Consider the following 18,449-nt stretch of genomic DNA (forward strand, 5'->3'; position numbering starts at 1 on the left):
AATCGTGTTTTCCCTGAAATGCCCAGGTGGCGGAATTGGTAGACGCACTAGTTTCAGGTACTAGCGAGTAACATCGTGGAGGTTCGAGTCCTCTCCTGGGCACCAAGATTCTTGGTTTTAAAACCCCGCAAATCTAAGATTTGCGGGGTTTTTTCTTTGTTGGCCACGATGTGGCAGATTGCATATCCTGCATCGCCAGGATTCAGCGCCGCCGAGAACTGCGCCACCCCGCGATCACTGCGCAATCGAGGGATAGAGCGGGGAACTGTCATCGAGGCGCACCCGGACGCCGCAGCGTCAAAGACCGACTCGGAAAAGTGGAACAGCTTGTGTCTCCAGAAGTGGCAGAAGAGCGAGGCCACCCACCGGCGCCTCGCCCCCATTGTGACGCATGCCATTGGCAGCAGACACGCAGGAACACCCAAGAAAGCCCATAAGCGCCGCCATCCTGGGCGCAGGGCTCGTCCGACCAACGCCAGCCGCACCCCTCAGATGCAGCCAGCGCTCCGGCGCAACCGATCGTTACGCCTGCAGAGCACACCCGGCAGGACCATGCAGCAGAGGAGTGCACTACCCAGGCAAGGACGAATCTCCAACAAGCTGGGCCTTTTTCAATCGACCAAGGAACAGACCATGAGCAAGCAGACCTACACCATTTCCGACAACGCCCTATCGGAATTGCGTCGCCGCAACGAAGAGCGCTCCCGCGTCGCCGCGGCCGCCCTGGGCTGCAAATACCTGATCCACCCCGCCAACCGCATCCAGCGTCAGCCGCAGCAATCGCTGCTCCGGCCGCCGGAACTCACCCTGCTGTGATGCGTAAGAACGTGTTTACGATCTCTATGGGGTCGCGCAAGAGTCTTTGCGGGATGGGATGCAGGCGCGGTGCGCAGCCAATAGCACCGCTATTGGCAAGCGCCGCAACGCCGCAGACCGCCCGCAAAGACACTTGCCCTTCGGGTTGGAGTGAAATCGGGCGATTGAGCGCCCCGGCCCCTTGCATGGGCATTAGCCCATGCGGCGGGATCCGGGCCACCCACTCATCCCGATTGCACTCCAACTCGATCCCCATACAGATCGTAAACACGTTCTTAGAGGGCGCCGCAGCTACGCGCAGGCTGCGGCCAGACCCCAAGAACTTAGATGGGCAGCGCCACCAAGTCGTGACCGTCAGTACCGACGATGCGCGCACGCGTGAATTCGCCCACCTTCAAAGTCTTGCTCAACTTCTCGGGCGGCAGCAGCTTCACGGTGCCGTCGATCTCCGGTGCATCGGCGTAGCTGCGGCCGATACCGCCCTTGCGCCCCATCCCCGGCGCGGAGTCCACCAGCACCTGCATCGTTGCGCCAACGCGTTTTTGCAATTTGGCAGCAGAGACCTCTTCCGCCACAGCCATGAACCGCGCACGACGCGCTTCGCGCTCTTCCAGCGGCAACATGCCGGGAATTTCGTTGGCCGCAGCGCCATCCACCGCGCTATAGGCAAAGCAGCCCGCGCGATCGATCTGCGCCTCGCGCACGAAATCGAGCAGGTGCTGAAACTCTTCTTCGGTTTCACCCGGGAAACCCGCAATGAAGGTGCTGCGGATCACGATCTCCGGGCAGGCCTCGCGCCAGCGCAGGATGCGCTCCAGATTCTTCTCGCCGCTGGCCGGACGCTTCATACGCCGCAGCACATCCGGGTGGCTATGCTGGAACGGCACGTCGAGGTAGGGCAAGGCCAGGCCTTGCGCCATCAGCGGCACCACCTCGTCCACACTCGGGTAGGGATACACATAGTGCAGCCGCACCCAGGCGCCATAAGGCTCAGCCATTTCGCCAAGCGCCTGTACCAGCTCCAGCATGCGCGTCTTCACCGGGCGGCCGTCGAAGAAGCCGGTGCGGTATTTCACATCCACGCCATAGGCCGAAGTGTCCTGGCTGATCACCAGCAACTCCTTGACCCCGCCTTCGAACAGCGCGCGCGCCTCTTTCAGCACGTCACCGATCGGCCGCGACACCAGGTCACCGCGCATGGACGGAATGATGCAGAAGGTGCAGCGGTGATTGCAGCCTTCACTGATCTTGAGATAGGCGTAGTGCTTGGGCGTGAGCTTGATGCCAGCCTCACCCATGGCATTGGGCACCAGATCCAGGAAGGGATCATGCGGCTTGGGCAGGTTCAGGTGCACGGCATCCATGACCTCTTGCGTCGCATGCGGGCCGGTGACTGCCAGCACGCTGGGATGCATCTGGCGCACCAGATTGCCACCGCCCTCCCCGCTGCGTGCGCCCAGGCAGCCGGTGACGATGACCTTGCCGTTTTCCGCCAACGCCTCGCCAATGGTGTCCAGACTCTCCCTGACCGCGTCGTCAATGAATCCGCAGGTATTGACGATGACGAGATCAGCCCCCTCGAAGGTCTTGGAGGTCTGATAGCCCTCAGCGCTGAGCTGGGTCAGGATCAACTCAGAATCCGTCAATGCCTTTGGGCAGCCAAGGCTGACGAAACCGACGCGGGGCGCGGTGGAGGCGGTATTTTTTGTGGGGGAGAGAACTTCACTCATCCCCGTATTGTCCCCGTTCCGCAGGCCCTGCGGCAGAACGAGGGCCAATTCAGCGCTTCAGGCCGAAGGCGTCGAACATCTGTTCGGTCTGTTTCTGCAGTTGCTCCTGCATCTGCAAAAAGGTATTTTTGGACTGTTCCACGTAGTTGCCCATCATGCCCTGCACGAGCGGCGACTGCATATTCATGAATTGGGCCCACATCTCAGGGGTCAGCCCCTTGGACTGCTCTGCCAGCTTGGCCTGGATGTCTGTGAAGGCCTGCACATTCTTTTCAAGATAGGCCCCCATGAAGCCCTGCATGGAGTGGCCATAGAAGCGAATGATGTTGGCCAGCACCGCCTCGCTGAACATAGGTGCGCCGCCCGCCTCTTCTTCCAGGATGATCTGCAGCAGGATGCTGCGGGTCAGGTCCTCATTGGATTTGGCATCGCGCACCACAAAGGATTCGCTTGCCATGACCAGTTGCCGGACCTCGGTCAGCGTGATGTAGGCCGATGTCGCCGTATCGTAGAGCCGCCGATTCGGGTACTTCTTGATGATGCGCTGCGCAGGGACGCTGCCGACGGTCTTGGGGTGTTGCACTGGAAACTCCTCTGCCCGGCGCCTCTGGACTTTTTGCACCGCAACACATTCTAGGAAGGGGCGTCCCCTGGTTGCCGCAGGATAACCCTGAGAGCCCGGCATCCCACAGGAAATGCCGAGCCCCACACCGACTCAACCGCCCTTGTGAGGGCGCTTGCCGGGGTTCTTCTTACTGCGCGTGGCCGAGCCGCGCTCCAGGCTGCGGCGCTGGCCGCGGCCGGAAGGGGCCAGCGAGGTGCCCGCGAGCGGCACAGGTGCTGGTGCGCGTTTGCGGTCGGCTTCGGTCACGATCTTGTTGCCCATATGGATGCTCCTTGCAAGTGAAAAACAGAACTCTCGATTAGGCCACACATCGCAGGCTGCTTTGGCGCCCACAGATGCATGCTCAGCGCCCAGACACCATCAGCGCGAGCGACGGAACCTTGGCCTCGGAACGTTGCATGCGCACAGCACCGCTCCCTTGGTCAGCGCTTTCGCCGTCACTCTCATCATCGGCATCCAACCCATCGACGCGGACCAATGGGATCTGCGCACGGCGGGCTTCCTGCGCCTCGCCCGAAAGCCCGCTGAGTTCAGCAAGCGTCACAGGACGAACGCGGTGCAGTTCGTAGGCCACCAGTGCCAGCAGGCAGGTGATCGCGGTCAGGAGAATATTGGTGTATTTCATCCAGGCAGACAGGCTATGGACGGGGCCCGATAACGCAAAAGCCGCTTCAAGTTCCCCGGAGGTTCCCTGAAGCGGCTTTCTGTATTGGTAGGCGCGATTGGACTCGAACCAACGACCCCCACCATGTCAAGGTGGTGCTCTAACCAGCTGAGCTACGCGCCTAAGTCGTCGAAAGATGAAATTATAGCAGGAGAAATAAGCGCTTCTGCCTTCACGCAGTGAAAGAGCGCAATATCTTCACCTGCGCCGCGCCCATCGCACCCCCGATACCGCCGCCACGATGGCCAGCACCTTCTGCAGCCGGCCTGAGTCCGCGACCTCCACCGTGAAGGTCATCCACGCAGTGCCCTTGATTGATTGGGTCTGCACTCCCACTACATTGGTCTTCTCGCGTGCAAACACGTCCGAGATGTCGCGCAACAGGCCTTGGCGATCGCTGGCCTCAACAGTGACATCAACTGGATAGACCTCCCCCGACTCCTTCTTGGGCAGGCCCCACTCGACCTCAATCACGCGCTCGGCGCCGCGCGCCGCCATCTCGCGGAAGTTGCTGCAGTCGGCGCGGTGGACGCTGACGCCCTTGCCGCGCGTAATAAAGCCGCGGATGTCATCCGGCGGCGCAGGCTTGCAGCACTTGGCCAACTGGGTCAGCAACGAATCAAGCCCCACCACCAGCACCCCGCCCTTGGGCGTGTTGTCACCGCTGCGGGATTTCTTCAACAGCAGGTAGTCGTCAGGCTCCAGCACGGGCTCTGGCGGGCGCAACAAGGTCTCTATGTTGCGTAGCGAGTACTCATCCTTGCCGACGGCCTCAAAGAGGTCGTCCGATGCCTTGAAGCCCAGCCGCTCGGCCAAGTCGTCCAGCTTCATGGCCGTGCGGCCTTCGCGCTGCAGCAGCTTTTCGACCGATTCGCGGCCACGCGCGACGTTCTCGTGGGCGATCTGCGCATTGAACCAGGCCCGCACTTTGGCCTTGGCACGGTGGCTGGTCAGGTAGCCCAGGCCAGCATTGAGCCAGTCGCGCGACGGGCCGCCCTCCTTGGCCACGGTGATCTCGACCGTCTGGCCGTTCTGCAACACGGTATTGAGCGGCACCATGACGCCATCCAGGCGCGCGCCGCGACAGCGGTGACCAACGCTGGTGTGCACCGTATAGGCAAAGTCAATCGGCGTCGCGCCCTGGGGCAGCTCCACGACAGCGGCATCGGGTGTCAGCACATAAATGCAGTCCTGGAACAAACCTTTGCCCTGCTGACCGCCCGCCAGATCGCGCTCCCATGCCAGCAATTGCCGCAACACGGCGATCTTGGCGTCGTAGTCGCTGCTGGCAGAAACCCCTGCATAGCCCTTCTGGCCCGCTTCCTTGTAGGCCCAGTGCGCGGCCACGCCATGCTCGGCATGGTCGTGCATGGCCTGGGTGCGAACCTGGATCTCGATCGGCCGCCCGGCGTCATCACGAACCACGGTATGCAACGACTGATAGCCATTGGGCTTGGGCTTGGCTATGTAGTCATCGAACTCCTCCACGATGGGCTGGAAGCGCTCATGCACCCAGCTCAAGGCCGCATAGCAGTCCTTCACCGTAGGCACGATGACGCGCAGGGCGCGGATATCGAACACCTGGTCGAAGCCGAGCGACTTGCCCCGCATCTTGCGCACGATGCTGTAGATATGTTTGGGCCGCCCCTGCACGGTGGCGCCAATGCTGCGTTGGCGCAATTCGGCCTCCAGGCCACCACGCAGTTGCTCCATGGAAAGCTCGCGTTCCGCGCGCTTCTCGTCCAGCAGGCGCGCGACTTCGCGATAGGTGTCAGGCTCCAGGAAGCGAAAGGCGAGGTCTTCCATTTCCCACTTGATCTGCCAGATGCCCAGGCGATTGGCCAGCGGGGCAAAGACATGCAGCGACTCGCGCGCCAAGCTGGGCAGCATGGGCACTCTGGTCGCTGCGCAATAACGCAGGGTTTCCAGACGCGATGCCAGACGCAGCAGCACCACGCGCAGATCACGCGAGAAGGCGAGCAGCATCTTGCGCACGTTCTCGGTCTGCAGGGCCGGATCATCGACCAATTGCGCGGAGGATGCCGCCCCGCGCGCCTGGCGCTGGACATGGATCAGGCGGTTGGTCTCCATCGCCAATGCCGCGTACTCATCGCCGAAAGCACGCGCGATGGTTTCCTGCGGACGCGCCAGGTGCTCGCAGGCATGCACCAGGTAGTTGGCGGCGCGCATCGCCTCGGAGCCGCCAATGCCCAGCAAGATGTCGGAGACGTTGTCAGCGTGGGCCAGCGTGTTCTGGCCCGAATCCAGCGTTTCGCTTGCCAGGAAAGGCTCGGCAAAGGCGCGCGCCCGCGCCAGGGCCTGCTTCTGCTCGGGCAATGCATTCGCCGTTGCCACAATGAGATCGGACACCGCCTCTGCAGCAGCGCCTGCCGGAGGGCCAAGCAGGCTCTTCATACGGAGCGCAGCAGGAAGTCTGTGACCGCCTGCACCTGCGGTGCCGCCACCAGGGTCGGGGCATGGCCGACGCCTGCAAACTCCACCAGGCGCGCCTGCGGCCCCCGGCCGGTCATGGCCTGCGCCGTAGCCGCCGCGAGCAGGTCCGAATCGGCGCCGCGCAAGAGCAAGGTTTCGGCGCGGATATGGTCATAGAGCGCCCACAGCACCGCTTCGGACTGCACGGCGCTTTCTTGCGTCATGCCGCGAAAAGGCACCGCAATGGCGGGGTCGTAGTGCAGCATCAGCCCGGCAGACGGATCTGCCGCGTCCGCTGGCACCACCATGGGCCGCGACAGCGCCAGCCACTCTTCCGTACTGTGCGGACCAAAGCTCAGCGACAGCAAGCGCAGCGCCTCAGCCGCCTGCTCCAGGGTGCCAAAACGAACCGGCTGACCCAGGTACTGGCCAATGCGCTGCAAAGCCTGCCACTGGATCACAGGACCGACGTCATTGAGTACCAGCCTGCGCACCGGCAAGGGTAGCGGCAGGCCAGGTTGCCCGCACAACGCCATGCCGATCAGACCACCCATGCTGGTTCCCACCCAATCCAAGGTCTCGACCGGCGACTGCGCATGCAACTGCGCGAGCAGCGCCAGCATGTCGGCGGCATACAGCGGCACGGCGTAACCCTCAGGGTCTTGCAGCCAATCGCTGCGCCCGCGGCCCACCACATCAGGACACACCACGCGCATGTACGGCGCCAAAGCGCGTGCCAGCACGTCGAAATCCCGGCCTTGCCGCGACAGCCCATGTACGCACACCACGACGTGTGGATGCCGGGGATTGCCAGTCGCATTCCATTCCCAGTAGGCCATGCGGTGGCTGCCGTCGTGCGGCGTGGCGCCACGAGGCGCCCCTGCGGCACTGGGGCACGAGACGAATTTCAGCTGAGGTTCAAAGGTATGCATCGCGGATCAAGAGACGGCCGCCCCTGCTGCGACGCCGCAGCGAGCAGGACCTGCGTGGCATCCTAATTCATCCAGCAAAACACCCACGCCCCACAAAAGAAAGCCGCGGGTCATGCCTATGACCCGCGGCCTCGGAGCCAGACTGCTGCAACGGCAGGCAGCCGGGGACTACTGCAGTTGGATCGAACCCGAGACGTTGACGGTCACCGTGCTCTTGCCTGCTTCGACCGGCACCGCCGAGTCAGCCTCCATGGACTTGGCGGCCATGGCCATCATGCGCGGGCGCGGCATCGGAGAAGAGTCGCTTGAATTCACCGACACTTCGCGCAGCGTGTAGTTGCCAAAGCCGAAGCCCCGCGCCAACGTGGTCGCCTTCGCCTTGAAGTTCTCTATGGCACGCATCTGCACTTCGGACTCGGCCTTCACCCGCTGCTCGCGGCTCAGGCCAAAACCGACACGGCCCAGCGTCAGGGTATTGATGCGCCCTGCGGTTGAAGTGATGCGGTCGAAATCCCGCCCTTCCAGCACCAGCTCAGCCGTACCCTGCCAGCTTGCAATGCGCCCCTCCTTGCCGTAACGCGGGCTCAGGCTGAAGTTGCCGGTCTGCACATCCATCTGCCCCGGACGTGCCTCGCTGCGTGCCAGCCCCAGCGCGGCATCCAGGGCGGTCTTGAGCTGCGCCTGCACGGCCGCAGGATTGGCCCCCTCCTTGGTGGTCGAAAGCACCATGCTGAGCATGTCCTGCTGCACTTCGGCCTGTGCGTCGGCGCTCAGTTGCACAACATTCTGTGGCGGCGGCAGCGTCTGGGAGAACGCGTAGGAAGAGCAAGCCAGTAGGGCTGCCAGGGCAGTCAATCGACGGATAGTGATCATTGAAACTCCGGTTTGGATGGACAAAAAGCGTGTCAAGGCCGTCTTTGGGACGATATTGCCGGGCGCACCGCAACTTCTTGCGCCACGCCGCAAGACTTGTAACATTGGGTCAAAAAAAGCCCCTTGGTCCGGTTTTACGGCCACAAAATGGCCGCTGTTACAAATTCCTGGAATGCCCATGACCCAAGCTGCAGCCCGTACCGACAAGATTCTGGTGGTCGACGACGACGCGCGCATCCGTGACCTGCTGCGCCGCTACCTCACCCAAGAAGGCTTCGAAGTCATGGTCGCGGAAGATGGCAAGGCGCTCAACCGCATCCTGCTGCGCGACACCGTTGACCTGATCGTGCTCGATCTGATGATGCCCGGTGAGGATGGCCTGTCCATCTGCCGGCGGCTGCGTGCGGCCAACGACCGTACGCCCATCATCATGCTCACCGCCAAGGGCGAGGACGTGGACCGCATCGTCGGCCTGGAAGTCGGTGCCGACGACTACCTCGGCAAGCCCTTCAACCCGCGCGAACTGCTGGCCCGTATCCACGCCGTACTGCGCCGCCGTCCGCCGCAAGAGGCGCCAGGCGCCCCTTCGGGCGACAACGAGGTGGTGAACTTCGGCCCCTTCACCTTCGACCTGGGCACGCGCGCGCTGCAAAAGAGTGGCGAAGAGCTGCCCCTGACCACTGGCGAGTTCGCCATGCTCAAGGCCTTGGTGCGCCATCCGCGCCAGCCACTGTCGCGTGAGAAGCTGGCCCTGCTGGCGCGTGGCCGTGAGTTCGAGCCCTTTGACCGCAGCCTGGACGTGCAGGTGTCGCGCCTACGCAAACTCGTGGAGATCGATGCCGCTGCGCCGCGCTACATCCAGACCGTGTGGGGCGTGGGCTATGTCTTCGTACCGGACGGAGCGGGCTGATAGAGGAACTGCGGCCTTGATCGCCGCGCCGCCCTGCTGCTGCCATTCCCTGCCGCCTTTAGGATGCAGGGTATTTGCGCCATGGCAGTGATCCCCACCGATCTGTCCCAGACCAAGGAGCTCCTGCCGCGCGATGCGGACGGCGCGCCGGAAGAGGCACGGCCGCCGCGGCTGGGACTGAACCTGTTCTGGCGCACCTTCTTCCTGCTGGCCATCTTGCTTGTCGGCAGCATCCTGGCTTGGCTGCAAACCCTGCGCGCGTTGGAGTTCGAGCCGCGTGCGCTGCACACGGCGCAGCAGATCGCATCCCTGGTCAACCTGAGCCGCGCCGCGTTGATCCACGCCGATGCCATCGCGCGCGTATCGCTGATCAAGACCATGGCCGACCAGGAAGGCGTGCGCATCCTGCCGCGCGAACCTGGCGACACCTTCGAACCACTGGAGAACAGCGCCCTTGGCCGTCGCATGACGGACGAGCTGGTGGAGCGCCTGGGCCGGGGCACGGTTATTGCCAAGTCGGTCAACGGCGAGGAAGGCCTGTGGGTCGGCTTTGCCATCAACGGCGACTCCAACTGGTTGCTGCTGGACCGCGCACGCTTCAGCCCTGCAGGCGGCAAGACCTGGCTGATCTGGCTGGTGACCGCTGCCGCGCTGTCGCTGGCGGGTGCTGCCGCCATTGCACGGCTGATCAACCGGCCTCTCAAACAGCTGTCGCTGGCGGCCAACCGTGTGCGCGAAGGCGACTTCGCTGGCAGCCACCTGGACGAGCAAGCCGTGACCAGCGAGATCCGCGAGGTCAACCTGGGCTTCAACCGCATGGCGCGGCGGCTGGCGCAGCTGGAACAGGATCGTGCCGTGATGCTGGCCGGCATTTCGCACGACCTGCGCACACCGCTGGCACGGCTGCGGCTGGAGACCGAGCTGAGCGTGGCCGACGAGGATGCGCGTGACCACATGGTCGCGGACATGGCGCAGCTCGACGCCATCATCGACAAGTTCCTGGACTACGCCCGCCCCGACCATGTCAACCTGCGGCCAGTCGTGCTGGCCGATGTGGTGGCCTCTTGCGTCTACGCGGTGGAAGACCACGACGAGCTGCAGATCCGGGTCGATGTACCCGACAGCCTGCGGGTGATGGCCGATGGCACCGAGCTGGCCCGGGTGGTATCCAACCTGATCGAGAATGCGCGCCGCTACGGCAAATCTCCGGGCCTGGACGTGGCCGAGGTCGACATAGAGGCCCATGCCCGCGAGGAATCCGTGGTGCTGACGGTGCGCGACCATGGCCATGGCGTGCCGCCCGAAATCCTCTCGAGCCTGACCAAGCCCTTCTTCCGAGGCGATACCGCGCGCACCTCGGCCACCGGCGCTGGCCTGGGGCTGTCTATCGTCGACAAGACGGTACGGCGCATGGGCGGCGCCTTCACACTGAGCAATGCGCCCACCGGCGGGCTCAATGCGCGCATCGTCCTCACACGCGCCACGGCAGATGGCACGCCGGCCCAGCCTCATCCGACGGAAAAGCGCTCGTGGCGCCCGTCCGTAGCCCGCAAGCCGCTATCTAAACAATAGCACCACTGCGCGTGCTTCCATGCTGCGGCCCTCGCCCACGGGGCCCAGCTTCTCGGCCGTCTTGGCCTTGACGTTGACCTGACCAACCTCCAGCGCCAGCACCTGCGCAATGCGGGCGCGGATGGCCGGCATGTGGGGCATCAGCTTGGGCGCCTGGGCGATCACCGTGCTGTCGATGTTGCCGATCTGCCAGCCCTCGGCACCCACGCGGCGCGCGGCCTCGGCCAATAACACGGTGGAGTCGGCACCGCGAAAGCGCTCGTCGGTGTCGGGGAAGTGCGTGCCGATGTCGCCCAGCGCGGCCGCACCCAAGAGCGCGTCGGTGATGGCGTGCAACAACACGTCGGCGTCTGAATGGCCGAGCAGGCCCAGGCTGTGCGGGATCTCGACGCCGCCGAGTATGAGTTTGCGGCCGGCGGCCAGGGCGTGCACGTCCCAGCCTTCGCCAATGCGGATGTTCATGGAGTTCATTTCAGAAATGGGTTTTGGCGGGCAACGCAGATGCCTCGCCGCGCGGGCCGCCAAAGCGCGCCACCGTGTCGGCATGCCGCCGGCTGGCCAGCACGGCCTCGGCCAGGGCGAAATCCTCGGGCCAGGTGACCTTGAAGTTCTGCGCGCTGCCCGGCACCAGGCGCGGCTGCAGGCCCATGGCCTCGACTGCGCTTGATTCGTCGGTAACTTGGGCACCTGCATGCTGCAGCGCCTGCGACAGCAGGCCGATGCGGAACATCTGCGGCGTCTGCGCCAGCCACTTGCCGCGGCGGTCCACCGTGGCCTCGACCCGATCGGTGCTGGAGGTCTTGAGGGTGTCGGCCAGCGGCTGTGCCAGCAGGCCGCCCACCGGGTCGGTGGCGCAGGTGTCGATCAGTGCATCGATCAGCGGCGCCGTCACCAGGCAGCGCGCAGCGTCATGCACCAGCACCCAGTCATGCGCTGCGGCGCCCTGCCCTGCCAAAGCCTGCAGGCCGTTGACCACGCTTGCGGCCCGCGTCGCGCCACCACACGGCTGCACCTGCCAGCCACTATTCAGCGGCGCCTGGGCATCAAAAAAATGATCTTCCGGGGCCACCACCACCACGCCGCCGGCCAACCGGCGCACGGCGGCAAAAGCCGCGAGCGTATGCAGTACCAAGGGCTGACCAGCCAGCGACCGGTACTGCTTGGGGCCTTCGCCGCCCGCACGCGCGCCAACGCCGGCGCAGGGGATCAGCGCCCAGAAACGTACGGGGGCAGCGGCGTGCGCCAAGGAATCGGGCAAGGGCATGGATAAAGCGCGGAGGCCAGCAGGAATGAGGGGCACATTCTAGAATCGACCCTCTACCCCCCGTCCTCGCGCCGGGGGGTGTTCCTATTTGCACGACGCTCTTGCCTACCTCCCGGCACCTTCCCATGGACCTCCCGCGCATCGCCCCCGGAAAACGCTTCTCGGTGCCGCGCCCGCCCGGCTCGGCCGATGCGCTGCTGCTGGCCCAGTTGGGGCTGCGCGAGAAGGCCGCAGGCCAGCGCACGGCCATCGTCACGGCGGATGCCACGGATGCCCAGCGCCTGATTGATGAGCTGGCCTTTTTTGCGCCAGAGCTGCGCTGCGCGCTGTTCCCTGACTGGGAGACGCTGCCCTACGACACCTTCTCGCCGCACCAGGACCTGATCAGCGAGCGCCTGGCCACGCTCTGGCGCATTAGCCAGGGCGAGGCCGATCTGGTGATCGTGCCGGCCACCACGGCGCTATACCGATTGGCGCCGCCGGCCTTTCTGGCGGGCTACACCTTTCACTTCAAGGTCAAGCAGCGGCTGGATGAAGCACGGCTCAAGGCCCAGCTCACGCTGGCCGGCTACAGCCATGTGACGCAGGTGGTGAGCCCGGGCGAATACGCGGTGCGCGGCGGGCTGATTGATCTGTTCCCGATGGGCTCGCTGGTGCCCTACCGGGTGGATTTGTTCGACGACGAGATCGACTCGATCCGCACCTTCGACCCCGACACCCAGCGCAGCCTGTACCCGGTGCCGGAAGTGCGCCTGCTGCCGGGCCGCGAGTTCCCGATGGACGAGGATGCGCGTGCCAAGTTCCGCCACCGCTGGCGCGAGCTGCTGGAGGGCGACCCGACCAAGAGCCGCATCTACAAGGACATGGGCGCGGGCGTGGCCACGGCAGGTATCGAGTACTACCTGCCGCTGTTCTTCGATGACACCGCCACCGTGTTCGACTACCTGGGCGACAGCGCCACGGTGGTGCTGCATGGCGACCTGGAGCCGGCCTTCCACCGCTTCTGGCAGGACACCAAGGACCGCTACCGCCTGGTGCAGGGCGATGCGGAACGGCCAGTGCTGCCGCCCGAGGCACTGTTCTTGTCCAGCGAACAGTTCCACGTTCGCGCCAACGCGCACGCACAGCTGTCGATCCGCCCGGGCGTGGAAGACGTGGGCGACAACCCCTACTTCCAGAAGCTGGGCGAGCTGTCTGTGCTGCGCGGTGCGGAAGACCCGCTGGCGCGGTTGAAGGCCCATATTCGCGACACGCCCCAGCGCGTGCTGCTGCTGGCCGAGAGCGATGGCCGGCGTGAAAGCCTGCTCGACTTCCTGCGTGCCAGCAATGTCAGCCCGCCGGCCTTTGACTCGCTGGCCGAGTTCGAGGCGATGGGAGAAGAAAAGCTCGGCATCGCCACCGCCGCGCTGGTCACCGGCTTTGCCTGGATAAAAGGCGGCATCGACTTTGTCACCGAGACCGAGCTGTTCGCCGCCGGCCCGACCACGCGCCGGCGCCGCCGGCAAGAGCAGGTCAGTGATGTCGAGGCGCTGATCAAGGACCTGGCCGAGCTCAACGTGGGCGACCCGGTGGTGCACACCGCGCACGGCATTGGCCGCTACCGCGGGCTGGTCAACATGGACCTGGGCCAGGGCACCAATGCCGACGGCACGCCGGCCATGCAGGAGTTCTTGCACCTGGAGTACGCCGACAAGGCCACGCTCTACGTGCCGGTGAGCCAGTTGCACCAGATCAGCCGCTACACCGGCGTGAGCGCCGACGAGGCGCCGCTGCACAAGCTGGGCAGCGGCCAGTGGGACAAGGCCAAGCGCAAGGCGGCCGAGCAGGTGCGCGACTCTGCGGCCGAGCTGCTCAACATCTACGCCCGCCGCGCGGCACGCGAGGGCCATGCCTTCCGTTACGCCGCAGCCGACTACGAGATCTTTGCCAACGACTTCGGCTTTGACGAAACCGCTGACCAGCGCGCCGCCATCCACGCCGTGATCCAGGACATGATCAGCCCGCAGCCGATGGACCGGCTGGTCTGCGGCGACGTGGGCTTTGGCAAGACCGAGGTGGCGCTGCGCGCGGCCTTTATCGCCATCACCGGTGGCAAGCAGGTGGCCTTTCTTGCGCCCACCACGCTGCTGGCCGAGCAGCACTACCAGACGCTGGTGGACCGCTTTGGCAAATGGCCGGTGAAGGTGGCCGAGATGAGCCGCTTCCGCTCCACCAAGGAGATCAACGCCGCCGCCAAGGGCCTGGCCGATGGCAGCGTGGACATCGTCGTGGGCACGCACAAGCTGCTCAGCGAATCGGTCAAGTTCAAGGACCTGGGCCTGCTCATCATTGACGAGGAGCACCGCTTCGGTGTGCGCCACAAGGAGCAGATGAAGGCCATGCGCGCCGAAGTCGACGTGCTGACGCTCACCGCCACCCCCATCCCACGCACGCTGGGCATGGCGCTGGAAGGCCTGCGCGACCTGAGCGTGATCGCCACCGCGCCGCAGCGCCGGCTGGCGATCAAGACCTTTGTGCGCAACGAGGGCACGGGCGTGATCCGCGAGGCCGTGCTGCGCGAGCTGAAACGCGGCGGGCAGGTCTACTTCCTGCACAACGAGGTCGAGACCATCGAGAACCGGCGCCAGAAGCTCGAAGAGATATTGCCCGAGGCCCGCATTGCCGTGGCCCACGGCCAGATGCCCGAGCGCGAGCTGGAGCGCGTGATGCGCGACTTCGTGGCGCAGCGCTACAACCTGCTGCTGTGCTCGACCATCATCGAGACCGGCATCGACGTGCCGACCGCCAACACCATCGTCATGAGCCGCGCCGACAAGTTTGGCCTGGCGCAATTGCACCAACTGCGCGGCCGCGTCGGCCGCAGCCACCACCAAGCCTATGCCTACCTGATGGTGCCCGACACCGAGGGCCTGACCAAGCAGGCGCAGCAGCGGCTGGACGCCATCCAGCAGATGGAAGAGCTGGGCTCGGGCTTCTACCTGGCCATGCACGACCTAGAGATCCGCGGCACCGGCGAGGTGCTGGGCGAGAACCAGAGCGGCAACATGATGGAGATCGGCTTCCAGCTCTACAACGAGATGCTGGGCGAAGCGGTAAAGGCCCTCAAGGCCGGCCGCGAGCCCGATCTGCTGGCGCCGCTGTCGGTCACGACCGAGATCAACCTGCACGCGCCCGCCCTGCTGCCCGACGACTACTGCGGCGACGTGCACCTGCGCCTGTCCTTCTACAAAAAGCTGGCCACGGCCAAAACCACGGATCAGATCGACGGGCTACTGGAAGAAATCGTCGACCGCTTTGGCAAGCTGCCCGCCCAGGCGCAGACCCTCATCGACGTGCACCGCCTGCGCGTGCTGGCCAAGCCCTACGGCGTGGTCAAGGTCGATGCCGCGCCGGGCGTGACCCACATCACCTTCAAGCCCAACCCGCCGATAGACCCGATGCGCATCATTGCGCTGATCCAGAAGAACAAGCACATCAAGCTCGCCGGCAACGAGAAGCTGCGCATAGAGCGCGACCTGCCCGAGCCCAAGGAGCGGGCGCAGATGGTGCGGGATATCTTGCGGGCGCTGGGGCAGCCTGTGGCAGAGGTGGCGGCCTCCGTATAATTGCGCATGTAATTGCCACCGCCACAGGAGGCTACCGCCATGTCGCAAGTCACCATCTATCTCGAAGAAGACACCCTCGCCGCCGCCAAGGCTGCGGCGGCGCGCGCGCAAATGTCGGTGAGCAAGTGGTTCGCGCAGTTTGCGGAGGCGGAGAAGGCCAAGGCCCGGCCCGGAAGCCTGGCCGAAGCGCTGGCAGACATCGATCGCCAGTACGGCCCGCCGGGCGACGAACTGGACTTCCTGCTCGACCCGAAGACGCGCTACGCCGGCCTGGGCGAAGACGCACCGCGCGAGCCGTTCGAGTGATGCCGCGCTACCTGCTCGATACCAACACGCTGATCTATGCACGCAAGCGCCAGGGCCTGTGCCTGGCGCGCCTCGACAGCCATGCGGCCGAGACGCTGGCCTGGAGCGTGATCTCGCTGCAGGAACTGCACCTGGGCGCGGCCAAGTCCACGGCTCCGGGCGGCATGCTGGCGTACATCGACTCCCTGCGGCAACGCTATGCGCTGATGGACTATGGCGCCACAAGCGCGCAGCGGGCCGGCGAACTGCAAGCCGCGCTGCAACGCCAGGGCACGCCGATCGGCGGCAATGACCTGCAGATCGCCGCGATTGCCCTCGCCCACGACCTCACCGTTGTCACCCACAACACCCGCGAGTTCGCCCGCGTCCCCGGCCTGCGGGTCGAGGACTGGTACGCCTGAGCGCGGCTTTCACTTCTTTTTCCTTTTTCCACCGCATCCATGTCCTCGCCCACCGAAACCTCCCCCGGCCTCGTCGTGCAAGGCCTGCAATCCCCGCTGCGCCTGGCCGACTTCAAGCTGATCGCCTTCGACATGGATTCGACGCTGATCACCATCGAATGCATCGACGAGATCGCCGACGCCGTTGGCAAGAAGGCCGAAGTCGCCGCCATCACCGAGGCCACCATGCGCGGCGAGATCGCCGACTTCAAAGAGAGCCTGCGCCGCCGCGTGGCGCTGCTGGAAGGCGTGCCGACCGCCTCGCTGCAGCAGGTCTATGACGAGCGCCTGCGCTTCTCGCCTGGCGCGGCCGAATTGGTGAGCGCCTGCAAGGCGGCGGGCCTGAAGGTGCTGCTGGTGAGCGGTGGCTTTACCTTCTTTGCCGACCGGGTGAAGGCGCAGTTGGGCATCGACTTTGCGCGCTCCAACCTGCTGGAGGAAGCCGGCGGCGTGCTCACCGGCCGCATCACGGAGCAAAGCTGGGGCGACGTCTGCGATGGCGCCGAGAAGCGCCGCACGCTGCTGGAAGTGGCCTCGCTGCTGGGCATTGCGCCGGCCCAGGCGATTGCCGTGGGCGACGGCGCCAACGACCTGCCGATGATGGGCGCGGCCGGCCTGTCAGTGGCCTTTCATGCCAAGCCCAAGGTGCGCGAGCAAGCCATGGTGGCCATCAATGACGGCGGGCTGGATCGCCTGCTGGAAGTGCTGCAGTAGCCCTACTACTATTTTTATAGCTACTAGCCCAGGCCACACAAGGGCTAGAGGCACTTTTTACCAAAAAACCGTATTCAAGCGCTGCGGCGTGGCGTCCCGTGTTCCGCTGGGCGCATGGCCTGCGCAATCAGTTCGCGGGCGCTCAGTTCTGCGGCCAGCGACGCATCCAGCGGGGAGCGGCACAGGCCCGCGTGCTGGTAGTTCAGGTTCTCGTAGATCTCGGCGGCCACGGGCGCAGCCGCCAGCAGCTCGTCCAGCGCGGCGCCAGGCGCCACGTCGGTCAGTTCGCTGGTGAGCCGGGCCACCACGTCGCGGTACTGCCCGGCGTCGGCGCCGCCACGGCTTTCCAGCCGCTGCAGCAACCCGGCCAGCACCAGGGCGTTTTGGGAAAGAGCATGGGTGGTATTCATGCCCGAAAGCTGGGGGTGGCGGCAGCGCTTGCAAGAGGGCCTGCGAGGGTGCCGCACATGAATCCGGCCGCCGTGGCACGATCCGCCCTCCATCCCGTCCGCCCCAAGAACCCGCCATGAAATCCACTCTTTCCGCCCTTGCCCTTTGCCTGGCCACCAGTTGGGCCGTGGCGCAGCCCGCAGGCACGCCCACTGTGCGGCTGCGCGGTACGGTGCAGGCCGTGACGCCCACCACCCTGACCGTCAAGGCGCGCAACGGCGACACCGTGGCACTGGCGCTGCCCGGCACCCTGGCGGTGCAAGAGGTCTTCCCCATCAACCTGGCCGATATCCAGGCCGGCAGCTTCATCGGCACCGCCGCCCTGCCACAGCCCGACGGCACCCAGCGCGCCATCGCCGTCACCGTATTCCCCGAATCCGCGCGCGGCACCGGCGAAGGCTTTCACCCCTTCGACCTGCAGCCCGAAAGCACCATGACCAACGCCACCGTCGCCGACGTGGCCGCTGCCCCGTCCGGCCGCAAGCTGCAGCTGAAGTACAAGGGCGGCGAGCAAACCCTGGTCATCCCGCCCGGCACGCCCATCGTCACCTTCCGCCCCGGCGACCGCAGCCTGCTGGTGCCCGGCGCCAGTGTGTCGATCACGGCGCAGGAGATTGCCGGGCAAGCCACGGCGACCCGCGTCAACGCCGGTCGCGATGGCTTTGCCTTGCCGTATTGAGATCACCCCCAGGCTACGCACTTCGTGTCTTCGCCAACCCCCTCCAGGGGGCACATCCTGCGGCCCGGCGGAGCCGGTTCCGCGGATGTCTGCGCTTGGCCTGCTCCGCGGCCCTCGGTGCCAGTATTCAGTCCAGCCACCGCGTTTACGCCACGGGCTTGACGGGTCAGGGACAATCGGGGGCTCGATACACAACAGGGGAATCCATGGCGCGAGCCAATGAATGGGCCGGCAAGGTGCTGGCATTGGTCAAAGGTGGCAACTCAGCTGCAGCCATTGCGCAGATCAAAGTCGCACCCAGCGTGAAAGACCTGCGCGCCCTGCAGACCGCCCTGGCCGCCCTGCAACCCGCCGGGCGCTGGCGCGACGTGGATGTGGCTGTCAGCGACAACATCGACGCCCTGGCCGCACCGCGGCTGCATCGCTCGCCCTAACT

At 65.2% G+C, this 18,449-nt stretch carries 19 protein-coding genes and 2 tRNA genes; 10 read left to right on the forward strand and 11 right to left on the reverse strand.

Translation table 11 applies throughout. The features are described 5' to 3' along the window. Positions 1–20 precede the first annotated feature (20 nt). Together AAFF27_17475 and AAFF27_17480 are read left to right on the forward strand one after the other, a co-directional pair. Positions 21–105: transfer RNA gene (locus AAFF27_17475), tRNA-Leu, on the forward strand. Between the two features lie 528 nt (positions 106–633). Then, positions 634–816 carry a hypothetical protein gene (locus AAFF27_17480; protein ID XAH21804.1) on the forward strand — a complete coding sequence of 61 codons (183 nt, stop codon included), beginning with the start codon at positions 634–636 and terminating at the stop codon, positions 814–816. A gap of 323 nt (positions 817–1,139) precedes the next feature. Here the strand turns inward: AAFF27_17480 and rimO are convergent, their stop codons facing one another. From rimO to AAFF27_17520, 8 genes are all read right to left on the reverse strand, one after another. Continuing rightward, positions 1,140–2,546, reverse strand: coding sequence for a 30S ribosomal protein S12 methylthiotransferase RimO (rimO, locus tag AAFF27_17485; GenBank protein ID XAH21805.1), 1,407 nt, complete (start codon positions 2,544–2,546; stop codon positions 1,140–1,142). A 49-nt stretch (positions 2,547–2,595) separates the two neighbouring features. Next, positions 2,596–3,129 carry a polyhydroxyalkanoate synthesis repressor PhaR gene (phaR, locus tag AAFF27_17490; protein ID XAH21806.1) on the reverse strand — a complete coding sequence of 178 codons (534 nt, stop codon included), beginning with the start codon at positions 3,127–3,129 and terminating at the stop codon, positions 2,596–2,598. A 132-nt stretch (positions 3,130–3,261) separates the two neighbouring features. Beyond that, on the reverse strand, positions 3,262–3,432 hold the full coding sequence (locus tag AAFF27_17495; protein XAH21807.1) for a hypothetical protein: 171 nt from the start codon (positions 3,430–3,432) through the stop codon (positions 3,262–3,264). An 82-nt stretch (positions 3,433–3,514) separates the two neighbouring features. Continuing rightward, a complete protein-coding gene (locus tag AAFF27_17500) occupies positions 3,515–3,796 on the reverse strand; it encodes a hypothetical protein (protein XAH21808.1) in 282 nt (93 codons plus the stop codon). Between the two features lie 85 nt (positions 3,797–3,881). Beyond that, positions 3,882–3,958 (reverse strand) — tRNA-Val (locus tag AAFF27_17505). A 75-nt stretch (positions 3,959–4,033) separates the two neighbouring features. Continuing rightward, positions 4,034–6,250, reverse strand: coding sequence for a bifunctional (p)ppGpp synthetase/guanosine-3',5'-bis(diphosphate) 3'-pyrophosphohydrolase (locus AAFF27_17510; protein XAH21809.1), 2,217 nt, complete (start codon positions 6,248–6,250; stop codon positions 4,034–4,036). Further along, positions 6,247–7,200, reverse strand: coding sequence for an alpha/beta hydrolase (locus AAFF27_17515; GenBank protein XAH21810.1), 954 nt, complete (start codon positions 7,198–7,200; stop codon positions 6,247–6,249). Before AAFF27_17515 ends, AAFF27_17510 begins: the two co-directional genes overlap by 4 nt. Positions 7,201–7,368: 168 nt before the next feature. Continuing rightward, complete coding sequence (locus tag AAFF27_17520; protein XAH21811.1) at positions 7,369–8,073, reverse strand: SIMPL domain-containing protein; 705 nt, start codon at positions 8,071–8,073, stop codon at positions 7,369–7,371. Positions 8,074–8,251: 178 nt separating this feature from the next. Between AAFF27_17520 and ompR the strand changes: the two genes are divergently transcribed. Then, positions 8,252–8,983, forward strand: a complete 732-nt coding sequence (gene ompR / locus AAFF27_17525) for a two-component system response regulator OmpR (protein XAH21812.1) — start codon at positions 8,252–8,254, stop codon at positions 8,981–8,983. Between the two features lie 81 nt (positions 8,984–9,064). After that, entirely contained in the window at positions 9,065–10,555 is a 1,491-nt protein-coding gene (locus AAFF27_17530; GenBank protein XAH21813.1) for an ATP-binding protein, read from the forward strand. On the opposite strand, the gene ispF is transcribed toward AAFF27_17530, so the two are convergent. Together ispF and ispD are read right to left on the reverse strand one after the other, a co-directional pair. Next, positions 10,541–11,017: a 2-C-methyl-D-erythritol 2,4-cyclodiphosphate synthase gene (gene ispF, locus AAFF27_17535; GenBank protein XAH21814.1), complete on the reverse strand. Its 477-nt coding sequence runs from the start codon at positions 11,015–11,017 to the stop codon at positions 10,541–10,543. The two genes, AAFF27_17530 and ispF, sit on opposite strands and share 15 nt — an antisense overlap. A gap of 10 nt (positions 11,018–11,027) precedes the next feature. Then, positions 11,028–11,819: a 2-C-methyl-D-erythritol 4-phosphate cytidylyltransferase gene (gene ispD, locus AAFF27_17540; GenBank protein ID XAH21815.1), complete on the reverse strand. Its 792-nt coding sequence runs from the start codon at positions 11,817–11,819 to the stop codon at positions 11,028–11,030. Positions 11,820–11,944: 125 nt separating this feature from the next. Between ispD and mfd the strand changes: the two genes are divergently transcribed. Genes mfd through serB form a run of 4 tightly spaced genes read left to right on the forward strand, consistent with a single transcriptional unit; the run spans position 11,945 to position 16,884 of the window. Then, positions 11,945–15,424 (forward strand): transcription-repair coupling factor, encoded by a 3,480-nt coding sequence (mfd, locus tag AAFF27_17545; protein ID XAH21816.1) that lies wholly within the window; start codon positions 11,945–11,947, stop codon positions 15,422–15,424. A gap of 39 nt (positions 15,425–15,463) precedes the next feature. Then, complete coding sequence (locus AAFF27_17550) at positions 15,464–15,730, forward strand: hypothetical protein (protein XAH21817.1); 267 nt, start codon at positions 15,464–15,466, stop codon at positions 15,728–15,730. Beyond that, entirely contained in the window at positions 15,730–16,131 is a 402-nt protein-coding gene (locus AAFF27_17555; GenBank protein ID XAH21818.1) for a PIN domain-containing protein, read from the forward strand. Before AAFF27_17550 ends, AAFF27_17555 begins: the two co-directional genes overlap by 1 nt. A 39-nt stretch (positions 16,132–16,170) precedes the next feature. Continuing rightward, complete coding sequence (gene serB, locus AAFF27_17560; GenBank protein ID XAH21819.1) at positions 16,171–16,884, forward strand: phosphoserine phosphatase SerB; 714 nt, start codon at positions 16,171–16,173, stop codon at positions 16,882–16,884. A gap of 74 nt (positions 16,885–16,958) precedes the next feature. Here the strand turns inward: serB and AAFF27_17565 are convergent, their stop codons facing one another. After that, a complete protein-coding gene (locus AAFF27_17565) occupies positions 16,959–17,294 on the reverse strand; it encodes a hypothetical protein (GenBank protein XAH21820.1) in 336 nt (111 codons plus the stop codon). Positions 17,295–17,410: 116 nt separating this feature from the next. Here AAFF27_17565 and AAFF27_17570 point away from each other — a divergent pair, with 116 nt between their 5' ends. Together AAFF27_17570 and AAFF27_17575 are read left to right on the forward strand one after the other, a co-directional pair. Then, on the forward strand, positions 17,411–18,013 hold the full coding sequence (locus tag AAFF27_17570; protein XAH21821.1) for a hypothetical protein: 603 nt from the start codon (positions 17,411–17,413) through the stop codon (positions 18,011–18,013). 206 nt (positions 18,014–18,219) lie between these two features. Then, entirely contained in the window at positions 18,220–18,447 is a 228-nt protein-coding gene (locus tag AAFF27_17575; protein XAH21822.1) for a hypothetical protein, read from the forward strand. Positions 18,448–18,449: the final 2 nt, after the last annotated feature.

It is taken from the genome of Xylophilus sp. GW821-FHT01B05, from assembly GCA_038961845.1.
Classification (GTDB): domain Bacteria; phylum Pseudomonadota; class Gammaproteobacteria; order Burkholderiales; family Burkholderiaceae_C; genus Xylophilus.